14 protein-coding genes are annotated in these 13,839 nt (G+C 63.8%); 10 read left to right on the top strand and 4 right to left on the bottom strand.

Going from position 1 to position 13,839, the window contains the following annotated elements; genetic code table 11:
* Positions 1-59 precede the first annotated feature (59 nt).
* Entirely contained in the window at positions 60-497 is a 438-nt protein-coding gene (locus tag DACI_RS16015; RefSeq protein WP_012205033.1) for a hypothetical protein, read from the top strand.
* Positions 498-541: 44 nt separating this feature from the next.
* Positions 542-934, top strand: a complete 393-nt coding sequence (locus tag DACI_RS16010; protein ID WP_012205032.1) for a hypothetical protein — start codon at positions 542-544, stop codon at positions 932-934.
* 177 nt (positions 935-1,111) lie between these two features.
* Here the strand turns inward: DACI_RS16010 and DACI_RS16005 are convergent, their stop codons facing one another.
* Together DACI_RS16005 and DACI_RS16000 are read right to left on the bottom strand one after the other, a co-directional pair.
* Complete coding sequence (locus tag DACI_RS16005) at positions 1,112-2,413, bottom strand: tyrosine-type recombinase/integrase (RefSeq protein WP_225970931.1); 1,302 nt, start codon at positions 2,411-2,413, stop codon at positions 1,112-1,114.
* Entirely contained in the window at positions 2,410-3,651 is a 1,242-nt protein-coding gene (locus tag DACI_RS16000; protein ID WP_012205030.1) for an MFS transporter, read from the bottom strand. Before DACI_RS16000 ends, DACI_RS16005 begins: the two co-directional genes overlap by 4 nt.
* 719 nt (positions 3,652-4,370) lie before the next feature.
* On the opposite strand from DACI_RS16000, the gene cysC reads away from it, so the two are divergent.
* From cysC to DACI_RS15985, 3 genes are read left to right on the top strand one after another with little or no spacing between them, the layout of a single operon-like run.
* On the top strand, positions 4,371-5,057 hold the full coding sequence (gene cysC / locus DACI_RS15995; RefSeq protein ID WP_012205029.1) for an adenylyl-sulfate kinase: 687 nt from the start codon (positions 4,371-4,373) through the stop codon (positions 5,055-5,057).
* Positions 5,054-5,689: an aspartyl/asparaginyl beta-hydroxylase domain-containing protein gene (locus DACI_RS15990; RefSeq protein ID WP_012205028.1), complete on the top strand. Its 636-nt coding sequence runs from the start codon at positions 5,054-5,056 to the stop codon at positions 5,687-5,689. Before cysC ends, DACI_RS15990 begins: the two co-directional genes overlap by 4 nt.
* Positions 5,682-6,842, top strand: coding sequence for a hypothetical protein (locus tag DACI_RS15985; RefSeq protein WP_012205027.1), 1,161 nt, complete (start codon positions 5,682-5,684; stop codon positions 6,840-6,842). Before DACI_RS15990 ends, DACI_RS15985 begins: the two co-directional genes overlap by 8 nt.
* Before the next feature lie 235 nt (positions 6,843-7,077).
* Here the strand turns inward: DACI_RS15985 and DACI_RS15980 are convergent, their stop codons facing one another.
* Positions 7,078-7,647 carry a cupin domain-containing protein gene (locus DACI_RS15980; RefSeq protein ID WP_012205026.1) on the bottom strand — a complete coding sequence of 190 codons (570 nt, stop codon included), beginning with the start codon at positions 7,645-7,647 and terminating at the stop codon, positions 7,078-7,080.
* Between the two features lie 14 nt (positions 7,648-7,661).
* On the opposite strand from DACI_RS15980, the gene DACI_RS15975 reads away from it, so the two are divergent.
* Complete coding sequence (locus tag DACI_RS15975) at positions 7,662-8,564, top strand: DMT family transporter (protein ID WP_012205025.1); 903 nt, start codon at positions 7,662-7,664, stop codon at positions 8,562-8,564.
* A gap of 655 nt (positions 8,565-9,219) precedes the next feature.
* Here the strand turns inward: DACI_RS15975 and DACI_RS32520 are convergent.
* Positions 9,220-9,612 (bottom strand): hypothetical protein, encoded by a 393-nt coding sequence (locus tag DACI_RS32520; RefSeq protein ID WP_225970930.1) that lies wholly within the window; start codon positions 9,610-9,612, stop codon positions 9,220-9,222.
* Here DACI_RS32520 and DACI_RS15970 point away from each other — a divergent pair.
* The 4 genes from DACI_RS15970 (at position 9,604) to DACI_RS15955 (ending at position 13,794) form a co-directional block, all read left to right on the top strand.
* Positions 9,604-10,998, top strand: coding sequence for a hypothetical protein (locus tag DACI_RS15970; protein ID WP_225970929.1), 1,395 nt, complete (start codon positions 9,604-9,606; stop codon positions 10,996-10,998). The genes DACI_RS32520 and DACI_RS15970 overlap by 9 nt on opposite strands.
* Before the next feature lie 183 nt (positions 10,999-11,181).
* On the top strand, positions 11,182-11,913 hold the full coding sequence (locus tag DACI_RS15965; protein WP_012205023.1) for a type 1 glutamine amidotransferase: 732 nt from the start codon (positions 11,182-11,184) through the stop codon (positions 11,911-11,913).
* A 110-nt stretch (positions 11,914-12,023) separates the two neighbouring features.
* Positions 12,024-12,833, top strand: coding sequence for a DeoR/GlpR family DNA-binding transcription regulator (locus tag DACI_RS15960; RefSeq protein WP_012205022.1), 810 nt, complete (start codon positions 12,024-12,026; stop codon positions 12,831-12,833).
* A gap of 34 nt (positions 12,834-12,867) precedes the next feature.
* Positions 12,868-13,794 carry a substrate-binding domain-containing protein gene (locus DACI_RS15955; protein ID WP_012205021.1) on the top strand — a complete coding sequence of 309 codons (927 nt, stop codon included), beginning with the start codon at positions 12,868-12,870 and terminating at the stop codon, positions 13,792-13,794.
* The last annotated feature ends 45 nt before the right edge of the window (positions 13,795-13,839 follow it).

Here is a 13,839-nt window from a genome sequence, read left to right as displayed (position 1 = left end):
GCCACAGGACCAGCAACCAGAGCCCGCACCAGCGGGCTTTTTCATTTGAGGGGATGAGGATGACAGCAGTACTTGAACGCCTGCGCCTCGCATCAGCCGTGATCGCCGGCAGCGCAGAGGCAGCCAGCATCGTGCCCGTGCGTACCTTCCAGATCTCGCGCGGCCCGCTGGATCTGTTCGTCTGGCCCGATGAGGACAGCCTGGACGACTGGGGCAAGCTGGAAGTGCGGAAGCTGCGACGGGAAGTCGAAGAGCGGTACACGCGCTACCGCAGCTTCGACATCTGCTCGCTGCGAGATTTCCTGAAGAACATGCGGATTCCCTTGACCCATCAGACCCAGGATTCTTTCGAGCGGCTGCATAGGCTTCACTGCGTGGAATTCAGCGGTGTCCCGGCGTCCATCTACGAGCGCATACCGCACTGGTTCAACCACGTCATCTCCTGCGGCCAGATCACGCACCCGCTCATTGAGACCGGGTCGGTGATCGATGTATGACCAACCCCAGCCCCGCTAGTCGGGGCTTTTCTTTGGAGAACCAGATGAAGGAAGAACTTCAGCGACAGCTTGCCCAGGTCATCGCGGCGATCCACGGGCAGGCCTCATCCACCGGGGATTTCTGGATCGAGCGCCTGCCCAGCGTGGCGCAGCAGTACATCGCCTACGGGCGCGCTCAGGCCGTCATCGACATCATCATGCCCACTGCGGGTCTGCTGGTCGCAGCTTGGCTCATCAAGCATTTGCTGGTGCACTCGGGCATCGCGCTCGACTTCAAGGCACATCGCGCTTTCCTGTCGTTGCTGACGGGAGTCGTAGCCGCCGGCCTTGGCATCTACTCCGTGATTGCATTTGTGACCGCGACACGCCTTGCGGCCCTGGTCTGGTTCGCGCCAAAGGTCTGGCTCCTGCGCGAGTTGGCCAATATCATCAAATAACGATAGAGGTGAACGACATGACGACAACTGAAGCCATGGAGGCCAAGATCGAGATGCTGACCTATGCCGTGCAATCCCTGTGCTTACAACTTGGAGGGAGGCTCACGCGCCAGCAGTTTGCCGAGCGCATGGGCGTGCACAGGAACACGCTCAGCAACATGCTCGCGCGCGACCGCTCTATGCCCAGGCCTGGGAAGGATGGGAAGTGGCTGCTCTCAGAGGTGATGGATTGGGAGATCCGGCGCCGACGCCAGGGGTAGGAGCATCCAGCCTGTCCGCGATCTGCTCTGCAGTCGGGTTGTAGTAGGTCATGGCCCGCTTCGGGTCAGACCACCCAAACATTTTGCAGAGGTCGAGCAGGTGGAGTTTCTGGGCAATGCGTGTCGCCGCGGTATGGCGGGAATCGTGGAAGGTGAAACCAGACAGCCCAGCGCGCTCTCGGCACCGACGAAAGATCACATCCAGCGTCCCCTCTCCGATTCCGAAAACGAACTCGCTGTCGTAGCCCCGCATGCTCTCGATGTTCCGGCCGGCAGACTTGCTCAGTGGGACGATGCGGCCCTGGCCTGTCTTGGTCTTACCCTGGCGCAAGATGCAGTGCGAAGGCCTTACGTCTTCCCAGCGGAGGTTTGCGATCTCTCCCGCGCGCATTCCAGTGAGTAACGCATGGATGAAGCAACGGGCAACGACATGCTTCTTCTGGGTCAATGGTCCATCAGATGACCATCCCATGGCGCGCAGCATGCATCTCACCTCGAAGTCGGAGATGACGCGCTCGCGGTTCATAGGAGCGCTTGGCCGCTTCACGTCCGCCATGGGATTGCGCTCAATCCAGTGCCACTCTCGGCGCGCCTCTTCCAAGATGGAGCTCAACAGACCCATCTCACGGATGACCGTTCCATCTTTGACAGCCTTCCTGCGCTCGTTCTTCCAGCCGATCAAGTCTTGCTCATCAAGCTCAGACATCGGCCGGTCTCCTGGCCACTTCGGCTGCCTCAGGAAGGCATCAATCCTGAGCAACTCCCAGCGCCAGCCGCGCTTCGACGGCGACACTTCTTCCTTGTAGCGCAGGACGGCATCGTTCAGCGTCTTGGACTCGCCCAGTATCCTGGCGCCAGCTTTCCCCCCTGCCGCCGCCGCGAGAAGCTCAACACGCCGATGGGCTGCCCACTCGTTGCATTCCCGGGCCGTGGGGAAGGTTGCGGCATCGCGCCTACCCTTGACATCGATCTGTATGCGGAAGGTTCCAGCAGCGGTCTTCTTTGGTTTTGCCATAACGATTGGGGGAAATTGGGGGCAAGTTTTGTGCAGACATGTGTTTTTGCTGCACATGCCATCTTCAGAAATCATCATAACTACTTGATTTGTTTGTCTTTGTGCGCCATGAGCACAATCGCAAACAAGCAATAGATTCCTTTCTCCGGCACCAAACAAGAAGCCCCTGGTTCGCAAGAGCCAGGGGTTTTTTCGTTGGATCATGCTTGTGGCTTCGCGCCTCCTGCGCGCGCCGCCATCCGCACCGCGAGGGCCGACAGTACAGCGCTGCCGCCCGCCAGCAGGATGGACGATGTGTAGCTGCCCGACAGATCGAACAGCAGCCCCGCCAGGCTGCCCCCGGCCACGGCAGCAATACCGACCGACACGTAGAGCGCACCCAGGATGGCGCCCAGGCTCCGCGTGCCAAACCAGGTGGCAGCCACGGCAGGGTACAGCGCGATGCAGCCGCCATTGACCGCACCGAATGCCAACGCGAATCCCGCCAGGGCCGTGAAGCCTTGCGCCATGGACCACAGCCCGCACAGCAGGGCCAGACTCGCGGTCAGCACCAACAGAAAGCGCAGCGGCCCCATCCTGTCGCCCAGCCGCCCCAGCACCAGACGCCCGAGCACATTGCCGACGCCGATCAGCCCGATCAGCAAATTGGCCTGCGCGGCAGGCAGCCCCTGCTGACGTGCCAGCGGATTGATGTGGATCAGCGCCAGGAACAGGCCGATGGAGCCGAAGAAGATGGCGGCGAAATACCACCAAAAGCGCGCCTGCCGGGCCGCTTGCCCCAGGCCGACGCCCACCACACCTTGGCCCGTCTGCCCCGCAGCCTTGGCGCCGCCGGGTTGGATGCCATCGGGATGCAGGCCCAGCTCCTCGGGCCTGCTTCGCAGGGCGGCTGCGGCAGCCAGGCCGGCCAGTGCGATGGCTGCGGCATAGACCTGCATGGTCAGTTGCCAGGACAGATGCTCCATGAGTGCGCCGGCCACCACGGGCCCGAGCAGGGTTCCAAGTCCGGTGCCGGCAAGCGCGATACCTGAAGCCGAACTGCGCCGCAGCACGAACCAGCGCTGAATAGTGGAGACAGCAGGCACATAGACCAGACCAACTCCCAGCCCGACCAGCGCACAGAAGGCACCCAGGAAAGCCGCCAGCGATGATGTCAGCAGGCTGCTGGCCGCAAAGCCCAGCGACAGCAGCACAATGCCGGCCGAGGTGACGGTGCGCACCGAGGTCCTGTCGCTCCAGGCGCCCGAGAACACGCCGACGGCGTAGTAGATCAGTGCCGTCAATGAAAAGATGGAAGCCGTGGAAAAGCTGCTGGCGCCGAACTGTGCCTGGATGCTGAAAAAAAATGCCCCGAACGAGTAGGCGGCACCAAAAATCAACGCCAGCAGCACATGGACGGCGCCCACGATGTACCAACCCCGGAACAGCCTGCCTCGGTCCATATGCATCTCCTTGATAGGGCTGACTGTAGTTGTCTATACATGTTCAGACATTAAGTATCAACCCGGAGATCACAGGCCAGCGAGATCACCGGCAGTTGCCCGTCAGAGGTCAGGCAAGCTCAACGAGCCGCCTAACCACCAACGGCTATCGGTACTTCGCCTGGAGGCGGCACCTTGCTTCTGCGCCGGAACCGCGCAGCTTCTCACTTTCAAAGTCAGGCCTGAGCTGCCCCCTCCCCTCCTTCAGGCATGCGGGACAGCGCCGGGCGCCGGACATCTGGAATCTGCAGCCAGTACCTGGTTTCAGTGATATGTCGCGCATATGCATTGAACAGGTATTCCAACCATTCTCATCAGACGCAGATTTCTCCGTCTTATATTCTCAATTCGCACAATGCTATTGATAACAAGAAACCAATCAATCACCAAAAACCGACAACAGCATGTTCAATCGACATAATCAACGACTATTGCAAATTAATTATCAAGAATCATGAAAAATATAAGCATTCGCTGATAACCACCAAAACCACACCTACCATCCGCCTTCCTCCTCTGAAGAAGAAAATAAATGACCAATGAAAGCGCTTGAATCCAGACACACAACGAAAAACCACCTGAGCAATTTCTTCTTGAAAATTTCTTACAATCCATCGATATTCCGGCCTACCTGATGCGCTCAGCATCCACTCCAGGCCTTTCCTTTCCGTATTGAATCCATGCTGTTTTCCGGCCAGAATCCGCCGCCCGACATACATGACCAACTGTCTTCCGTTTCAAGGCAAGACCGGGAGATACTCCATGGTCATAAAGCGGTTGCGATATGGCTGACCGGACTTTCGGGGTCCGGAAAATCGACCATCGCCAATGCGCTGCAGGCGCATCTGCACGCAGCCGGCCGGCGTACCTATGTGCTGGACGGAGACAACATCCGCAGCCGGCTGAACCGCGATCTGGGCTTTTCCGAAGAAGACCGGGCGGAGAACATACGCAGGGTCTCGGAGGTTGCCCGGCTTTTCGTGGATGCGGGCACGATCGTGATCGCGGCCTTCATTTCCCCTTTCCGTAGCGAGCGCGACACTGCCAGGGCTTTGTTCGACAAGGGTGACTTCCTGGAGGTGTTCGTGGATGTTCCCCTGTCCGTTGCCGAGCGGCGGGACCCCAAGGGCCTGTACAGAAAAGCGCGCCGCGGCGAACTGCGTCAGTTCACTGGAATCGACTCGCCCTATGAACCTCCTGTGGCAGCGGAGCTGACGCTGCGCACTGATCAGCTCAGCGTGGCCGCATGTGTTTCGCGCCTGCAGGCGTTGCTGCTGCAGGGGCAGCCGACTGCGCCGGGCACGCCCGCCCAGGGCATGGCGCCGCTGATGACCTGTCCCCTGCCACTGGCCAAGGCGCTGCAATGAATGCCAGGCCCGCCCTGCCCTGCGCGCATGAAGACGCCTGTGCCGGCACGCCCCTGTTTGCGCGGCTTGATGCCAGGGTTGCGCTGCAGGCGCTGCGCGAGGAGGTGGATGCGCTGCTGTCCTCGCCATGGTGCGACCACGTGAACCACGGCGGCTACGAAGGCGTATGGCGTGTGATGCCGCTGCGCTGCCAGCGCCAGCATGTGGCGGCCCACCCCATTCTCCAGAGCTTCTCCATCGAGGAACCCGAGGAGGATTGGAAGGACCTGCCCCTGCTGCAGCACTGCCCCGCCATACGCCAGGTGCTGGAGCAACTGCAATGCCCGCTGCGCTCTGTGCGCCTGATGCAGCTGAAGGCTGGCTCCTCCATCAAGCCGCATCGCGACCATGGGCTGGGCCTGGCGCATGGCCAGGCCCGGCTGCATGTGCCCGTGCACACACATCCCGATGTGCAGTTCATCGTGGAAGGCCGCACGATCCCCATGGCCGCAGGGGAGCTCTGGTATTTCAATGCCGATGCCACGCATGAAGTGGTGAACCGGGGCACCCGGGACCGCACCCACCTGGTCATCGACTGCCTTGCCAACGCCTGGCTGGCAGACAGCATCGGCAAGGGACACGCCCATGCATGAGCTGCAGGCGGCCTTTGCCGAACTGATCGCAAGCCCCCGGCAGCACACCCTTTTCCAGCAGGCCAGGAGCATGGAGTCGCTACTGGTGCAGCTGCGCCTGCTGTGGTGTCTTCCCGCCTGGAACGATGGCCGGCTCATGCAGGCGCTGCAGCAGTTGAACCAGGCGGCCGCCGTGCCAACTGCCGCACTGCTGGCCGGTGGCTGGCTGCCACACAGGTATGAGGCACGCACGCGCAGCATCCTTTGGTGCCTGCCGGACGGCCCCGCCACCGAGCCGTTTCATGACGAGTACATCAGCCGCTGCCTGCAGCGCAGGCTGCTCAACCAGTTCATCCGGCCGCGCACGCCGCTGGCCGGCCTGTGCGCGGAATCCCTTCCCAGGCCCGGGGGCCATCCGCCTGCCGGCTTCATCTTCCACCTCTCGCGCTGCGGCTCCACCCTGGTCTCGGGCTGCCTTTCCGAACTGGACGGCACACTGGTCCTGTCGGAGCCACCTGTGTTCACCGAGCTGCTGCTGGACAGCTCGCTGGACCGGGCGCAAAAGCGCGATGGCATTGCCGGCCTGGTGTCGGCCATCACCGTGGCCGTGCCGGGGCGCCGCAACCTGGTGGTCAAGTGGAATGCCTGGGACATTTTCCAGTGGGAGCTGCTGCACGATCTCTACCCCGAGGTCCCCGGCCTGATGCTGGTCCGCGATCCTGTGGAGATCCTGGCCTCACACCACAGGCAGGCCGGCCGGCACATGTCGGGCGACCCGTCGCTGGCTGGCGCCGGTCCGGTTTTCTGTTGCGGCAGTGGCAGCCAGCCCTTTGTCTCCGTGCTCGACCACCGCATGCGCGTGCTGCAGGCGATGATGGAGCGGATGCGGGATCTGCACGAAAGCCAGGGCGTTCCTGTGCTGCACTATCGCCAGCTGGATGCCGAAGCCATGGAGCAGATAGCCCGGCGCTTCGACCTGCATGCAGGCGAGGCGGCGCGCCAGCGCATCGCCGCACGCCTTCGCCAGCATGCCAAGGCGCTGGACCAGCGCTTCGAGCCTGACGGGCGGGACAAGGCAGCCGTCTTTGGCGAAGGCGAACGCCAGCACATCGAGGCGCACCTGGGTCCGCTGCACGCACAGCTGCTGCGGCGCGCACAACCCGTGCACGAATAGGCCGCGCCAAAGATCAACGCCAGCAGCACATGGACAGCGCCCACGATGTGCCAGCCCCAGAAAAAACGGCGAGACGATCTGCGGCTTTGCCCGTTCCTTCGATTTGCGCAGCACAGATCCTTTGGTAGTCCGCGCTGTGTATGCACAGCTTCAGTCTGAAGCGGCACCGCAGGCCACCGCATTTCACTGACGACAGTGCCTTGCCCAGAGCACGGCACAGACCGCTGCAGCGCCCTCACGAAATCACATTGCGAATGAACCGCGTCACGCCTTCGTGCAGGTTCACATAGGCGTAGTCCTGGGCGCTGCCGTAGATGGCGTAGTCGCCGGCCTCGATGGTCATGGGGCCTTCGCTCAGGTCCACCAGCAGGCGGCCTTCGACCACGACGATCATTTCATGCCAGCCTTCCGGGTCGGGTTGGGCCTGGTAGCGTTCGCCGGGCCCAAGGGACCAGGACCACAGCTGGGCCTCGCGCGTGGCGGGCACGCTGCCCAGCAGCATGGCCTGGCTTTCGGGCCGGGTGCCGCGCCAGGCCATGGCATCCATGCGCAGGCGCTGCGCGGCCGGGTCGCTGACGATTTCTATGAAGCTGGCGCCCAGCGCATCGGCCAGCCTGTCCAGGCTGGACAGGCTGATGTTGGTGTCGCCGCCTTCCAGCTGCACGACCATGCGCCGGCTCAGGCCTGCGGCCTGGGCCAGGGCCGCTTGGCTCAGTCCTGCACGCTGGCGCAGACGGCGCAGGTTTTCGCTGACGAAAGCCAGGACATCGGAGCGCTCGCCAGCGCTGTGCAATATATTTCTCATATGATCTGCGCAATATGTTGCACACGTCATCTTCTCACAGTTCGCGCACGCCACTGCTCAGCCGGCAGGAGCTGGCCCTGATAGCCGTCACCATGGTCTGGGGCGGCACCTTTCTCGTGGTCCACCTGGCCATGCAGCACAGCGGGCCGCTGTTCTTTGTGGGCCTGCGCTTTGTCACGGCGGGTTTGATCGGGCTGCTGGTGTTCCGCAAGGCCATGGCCGGGCTCACGCGCACCGAGCTGGTGGCAGGCATCGCCATCGGCACCAGCATCTTCCTGGGCTATGGCCTGCAGACCTTCGGGCTGCAGACCATCAGCAGCAGCAAGTCGGCGTTTCTGACGGCGCTGTATGTGCCGCTGGTGCCTCTTGTGCAATGGCTGGTGATGGGCAAGCCCCCGCGATTGATGAGCTGGATAGGCATTGGCCTGGCCTTCACGGGACTCATGCTGGTGGCGGGACCGGAGTCCGGCGGCATGGAGTTGAACGTGGGCGAGATGGCAACCATGCTGAGCACGCTGGCTATTGCGGCCGAGGTGCTGCTGATCGGGCATTTCGCGGGCAAGGTCGATGCGCGGCGCGTGACCACGGTGCAGTTGCTGGCGGCCGGCGTCATGGCGCTGCTGGCCATGCCGGTGTCGGGCGAATCCGTGCCCGATTTCTCATGGGTCTGGCTGTCCGCCGCGGTGGCCATGGCCTGCGCCAGCATCCTCATCCAGCTGACCATGAACTGGGCCCAGAAGTCCCTGTCGCCCACGCGTGCGACCGTGATCTATGCAAGCGAGCCGGTCTGGGCCGGCATCGTGGGACGCATGGCCGGCGACCGGCTGCCGGGGCTGGCAATTCTGGGGGCTGCGCTGATCGTGGGCGGGGTGCTGGTCAGCGAGCTGCGCCTGGGCAGGCAAACACCCAAGCCGTAACGCACCCCGGCTGCGGCCCCCGGCGTGCTGGGCCGCACCTGTCCCACCTTGCGGCAAGGCCACAGGCGAATTGCTGCGCAGGACAAATCGCGGGGGCATGCCAGGCGCCTCGAGAGCCCGGCCAGGACACTTCTCAGAAGCTCTTGAAAAACGGTATTTTCATAATCAATCAGAAACATCCGAGATCAAATAAGCTATTCCTAGGATAAATCCCATTTCCTCAATAATCCTAGGACGACTCTGAAAATCCGATTTTCATCAAAAAGATCATTACAAAACGCAATCAACCCTTTAGATTCCGCTTTTGAAAACAGGCAAGCCATTCATCGGCTTGATGGTCATTCAATTCAGGAACTCATGAAAGGGCGATGGCATGCAAAAGCGTGGCGCGGGAAATCGACGGAAATTGGCCGGCTTTACGGCGGCAATGGCAGTCAGCTGCACAATCGTTTTTGGGACAGGTGGCACCGCATGGGCCGCCTCGGCAGGGGAAGGTCGCGGCTATGCGCTGGAAGTGAAGGCCGGCGTTTCATTGGTAGACCTCGGGCTGGATATCCCGCTGGTAGATACCGGACTGCAGAGTGCGCCGCCGGCGTTCAATGTCTCCGGGAAAATGCTTGCTGCAGACATCGGGGGCGCCACCAACAGCTTGATTTCATTGAAGGCGGGTGTGCTCTCGGCAAGCACCGGGAGCTCGCTGGCGCAAAACCGCGTCGAAACAACCGCAGGCATCAGTGACATCAACCTGTCCATCGCTGGCGTCGTAGCCATCAAGGCTGATGTGCTGCAGTCCCAAGTGCAGGCAACCTGCGTCAATGGCGCCATCCAGCCCACCGGGGCCGCGACCATCGAGAACCTGAGCATCTCCGTGCTCGGTATCCCTGTCCCAATTCCACTGAATCCACCCCCCAATACCGGACTGAATACCGGAATCCTGGAAATCGTTTTCAATGAGCAAACTCCCGTGGATGGGGGAATGGAAGTCAATGCCCTGCGCATTGGCGCGAAAATACCCACCCTCGCCGACGTCAACCTCGTCTTGGGCCATTCGCAAGCCTCGCTTGCCGACTGCACCGCAGCGCAAGGAGATACCACGCCACCTGCGGTAGACATCACCACGTCCCCGGTGATCAATGCAGACAACCAGGAGGCCTACATCGTCGCAGGCAGTTGCACCGCGGACGATGGCAATGTGAAGGTGACCATCGGCACGGCCCCGAAGTTCGTGACCATGACGACGGCCTGCAATGCAGCCGGAGCCTGGACGGCACCCGCTGCCAATGTGGCCAGCCTGCCCCTGGGTCCGGTGGACATCACGGCCACCCAGACCGATGCGGCCGGCAACACCGGCACGCGAAGTGTCATCACCACCAAGACCACGGCCGCAGCCACGGACACGACGGCACCCGTGGTCGCGGTGGACAACGCAGCCGCGATCAATGCCGGCAATGAGCACGGCTACACCGTCTCGGGCACCTGCACGGCCGGCGATGGCGATGTCAGGGTGCGCATCGGCACGGCGCCCAACTCCGTGGAAGCCATCGCAGCCTGCGGCAGCAATGGCAAATGGACCACTGCCGCCACCGACCTGGGCGGGCTGCCTGCGGGCACGGTGCCCATCCAGGCAAGCCAGACCGATGCGGCTGCCAATACAGGGACCGCCAATGTCTCCGTCACCAAGGCAGACACCACGCTGCCTGTGGTCACAGTGGGCAGCGCGCCCCAAATCAATGCCGGCAACCAGGGCGCCTACATCCTCTCTGGCACCTGCTCAGTCGGCGCAGGCAGCGTTACGGTGACCATAGGCACGGCGCCCAACGCGGTAGTGGCCACTGCGCCCTGCGACAGCAATGGCCATTGGACCACCCCCGCCACCGACGTGAGCGCACTGCCTGCGGGCACGGTGGGCATCCATGTGGCTCAGACCAATGCCGCCGGCAATTCGGGCACGGCCGATGCCACGGTCACCAAGGTCGATACCACGCCGCCCACCACGCCCTCGGTCACGGTGGTGAATCCTCCCCCGATAGACGCGGGCAACCAGGGCGGCTACATCCTCTCTGGCACCTGCACGGCCGGCGGTGGCAGCGTGACGGTGACCATCGGCACGGCACCCAAGGCCGTGGTGGTGACCGTGCCCTGCGATGGCAATGGCCACTGGACCACTCCTGCCACAGACGTGAGCGGCCTGCCCAAGGGATCGGTGACCATCACGGTCACCCAGACCCAGGCGACGGGCGATGTCGACTCAAGCACTGCGACCACCACCAAGACCACGCCTGGCGCGGGCGATGCCCCAGGCAGCGACTCCGTCGCAGCCATCCCCGTGGGCGGGGCCTGGGCCTCCCTGCTCCTGCTGGGCGCGGCGGCGCTGGGACTGCGCCGCCGTGGCAGGCAGCCGGGCCCGCAGCGCTCCGGGCGGCACCACGATTGACGTAGTTGCCACCATCAAAGGCGCCACGGCCGTGGCGCCTTTTTGCGTTGGGCCTGCGCAAGGCATGGGGCGGCCTTGATGCGGCCTTGATGGCGTTGTGCGCAAACACAATCCGCCCTTGAGGCAGCCGTGCCTAGAGTCAAGGCCTCACAACAAATGGCTTCCCGATGAAGCCGCGCCGCCATGAGACCTGTCGCCATCCTCCAGCACGAATCCGCCCAGGGCCCCGGCGTTCTGCGTGAACACCTGGAGCAGCAGTGCATTCCCTACCGACTGTTGCAGCCCGCCCTCGATGGCACAGCCCCTGTGCACGCCGCCGATTACAGCGGCATCGTGGTGCTGGGCAGCAACCACAGCGTGAACGAGGGCCTGCCGTGGATGGAGGATGAACAGGCCCTGCTGGCCGATGCGCTGCGCAGCGACATCCCCGTGCTCGGCCACTGCTTTGGCGCACAGATGCTGGCGCGCGCCATGGGCGCCAGGGTCTGGCGCAACCCCTGCCCCAACATTGGCTGGAGCCGCATCTGGGTGACGGCCGCCGCCCAGCAGGTCATGGACCTGCCGCGCGAGGCGACGATCTTCCATTGGCACTACGACACCTTCGAGATCCCGCGCGGCGCCGTGCGCACCATGTACGGCAGCCACTGCCTGAACAAGGGCTTTCGCCACGGCCGGCACTGGGCCTTCCAGGGCCACATGGAAGTGACCGCCGCCAGCGTGGCCGCCTGGTGCACCGAAGGCCATGACGAGCTGCTGCGCGCACGCGGCCCCGCGGCGCAGACCGAGAGCGAGATCCTGCGCCACCTGGACCTGCGCATTCCCGTGCTGAACGCCCTGGCCCACCGGACCTACCGGGCCTGGACGGCACAGTTGCAGCGGCCGGTGGTCGTGAACCTGGGCGTGGCCAGCCGATAGCCCTCCCCGAAGCGGACGCCCCGGTGAATACCCGGGGAGCGCTTGACGTGGCGTTTGCACGCAGGGAAACTTTCGACACGAAATAAAAAACTTTCGAATCGAAAGAATCCATGCAGGACCAAGGCAACAGTTCACTCAAGCGCAGGCTGCAGATCGTGGAGCTGGCGCGCAAGACCGACGAGGTGCGGGTGGAGGCGCTGAGCGTGCTCTTCGGCGTCTCCACCGTCACCATCCGCAACGACCTGCACTACCTTGAGCAGCAAGGCTATGTGGTGCGCGCCTTCGGCAAGGCGCGCTACAACCCGGCCCTGCTCAAGACGGCCGCCGAGATACCCGGCGCCCCTGCCGCCGCGCAAGGCCCGGCGCAGGCCCAGGTGGCCCAGGGCGCGCTGGGCTGGATCGAGGACGACGCCTCGGTCTTCCTGGGCAGCGGCCGCATCACCCACCGCGTGCTGCCGTTGCTGGCCAGCCGCCAGGGCATTGCGCTGACGCTGCACGACCTGGCCATGGTGGCGACGGCACGGCAGTTTCTCGATTGCGCCATTCACGTCACGGGCGGCACGCTGGCCGGCGACGAGCCCGGCCTCATCGGCCCCGGGGCGGAAGCGGGCCTGCGGGCCCGGCCGCTGGACATCTGCCTGTTCGAGATCTGCGGCATCGACGACCGCAACCGCCTGCTGTGCCGCGATCCAGGCGCGGCTCGCCTGTATTCGGCAGCCGTGGAGCACAGCACCAAGGCCGTGGCGCTGGCCCTGGATCTGGACAGCACCACGGGCGGGCACCCGGTCTGCGACATCGCCCAGATCGACGGCCTGTGCACCCACCAGGACATGGAGCCGGGCGCCTTCGATCTGCTGGCGCACCACCGGCTGCAGGCCACCCGCAAGGCCGAGGGCCGCATCGAATTCGCCAGAACCTGAGCTTTTCCACAACGACAGAGGGAGGGAGACAGCCATGGACCGCAACACGTTTCTCCGGCGCATGCTGGCCGGCGCATTCACATTCGGCCTGCCGGCCAGCCCGGCGCTTGCACAGCCGGGCCCCGGCCCCAGCCCTGCCCGCACCATCGGCGTGTCCCTGCTCACGCAGCAGCACCCGTTCTACCTGGAGCTGGCCCAGGCCATGCAGCAGGAAGCCGCGCGGCAGGGGCTGAAGCTGGACCTGAGCATTGCCAACCAGGACCTGGGCAAGCAGATCTCCGATGTGGAGGACTTCGTCAGCAAGAAGGTCGATGCCATCATCCTGTCGCCCGTGGATTCACGCGGCGTGAAGGCCGCCGTGCTCAAGGCTGCCGCCGCCCGCATTCCCGTGATCACCGTGGACATTGCAGCCAGCGGGGTCGAGGTCGCATCGCACGTGGCCACCGACAACCGCGCCGGCGGCGTGCTGGCCGGCCAGCTCATGGGTCGGGCCACCGGCGGCAAGGGCCAGATCGGCGTGCTGCACTACCCGTCCATACAGTCCGTGGTCGATCGCGTGGAGGGTTTCAAGGCCGCCATCGCCACCTTCCCCGGCATGAAGATCGTCTCCGTGCAGCCGGGCATCACGCGGGCCGAGGCCCTGGCCGCTTCGCAGAACATGCTGCAGGCCCACCCCGATCTCGCGGGCATCTTCGGGTTTGGCGACGACGCGGCCCTGGCTGCACTGGCCAGCGTCAAGGGCGCAAAAAAGCTGGAGCAGGTCAAGATCGTCGGCTTTGACGGCATGGCCGAGGCGCGCGCGGCCGTGGACCGCGAACCAGCCTTTGTGGGCGTGATCCGCCAGTACCCCGACCAGTTGGGACTGCAAGCCGTGGCCATTGCCGCGCAGCTGCTGTCGGGCAAGCCGGTGGAAAAATTCCACCCCGTGTTGCCCGGCGTGTACACGGCTGCCGCCAGATAGCTAGATACGGACCTGCGGAGCAAGCCATGCCAGGCCCATCTGCGA

This window comes from Delftia acidovorans SPH-1, from assembly GCF_000018665.1.
In the GTDB taxonomy this organism is placed as follows: Bacteria; Pseudomonadota; Gammaproteobacteria; order Burkholderiales; family Burkholderiaceae_C; genus Comamonas; species Comamonas acidovorans.
This window is presented reverse-complemented; position numbering and strand designations above follow the sequence as displayed.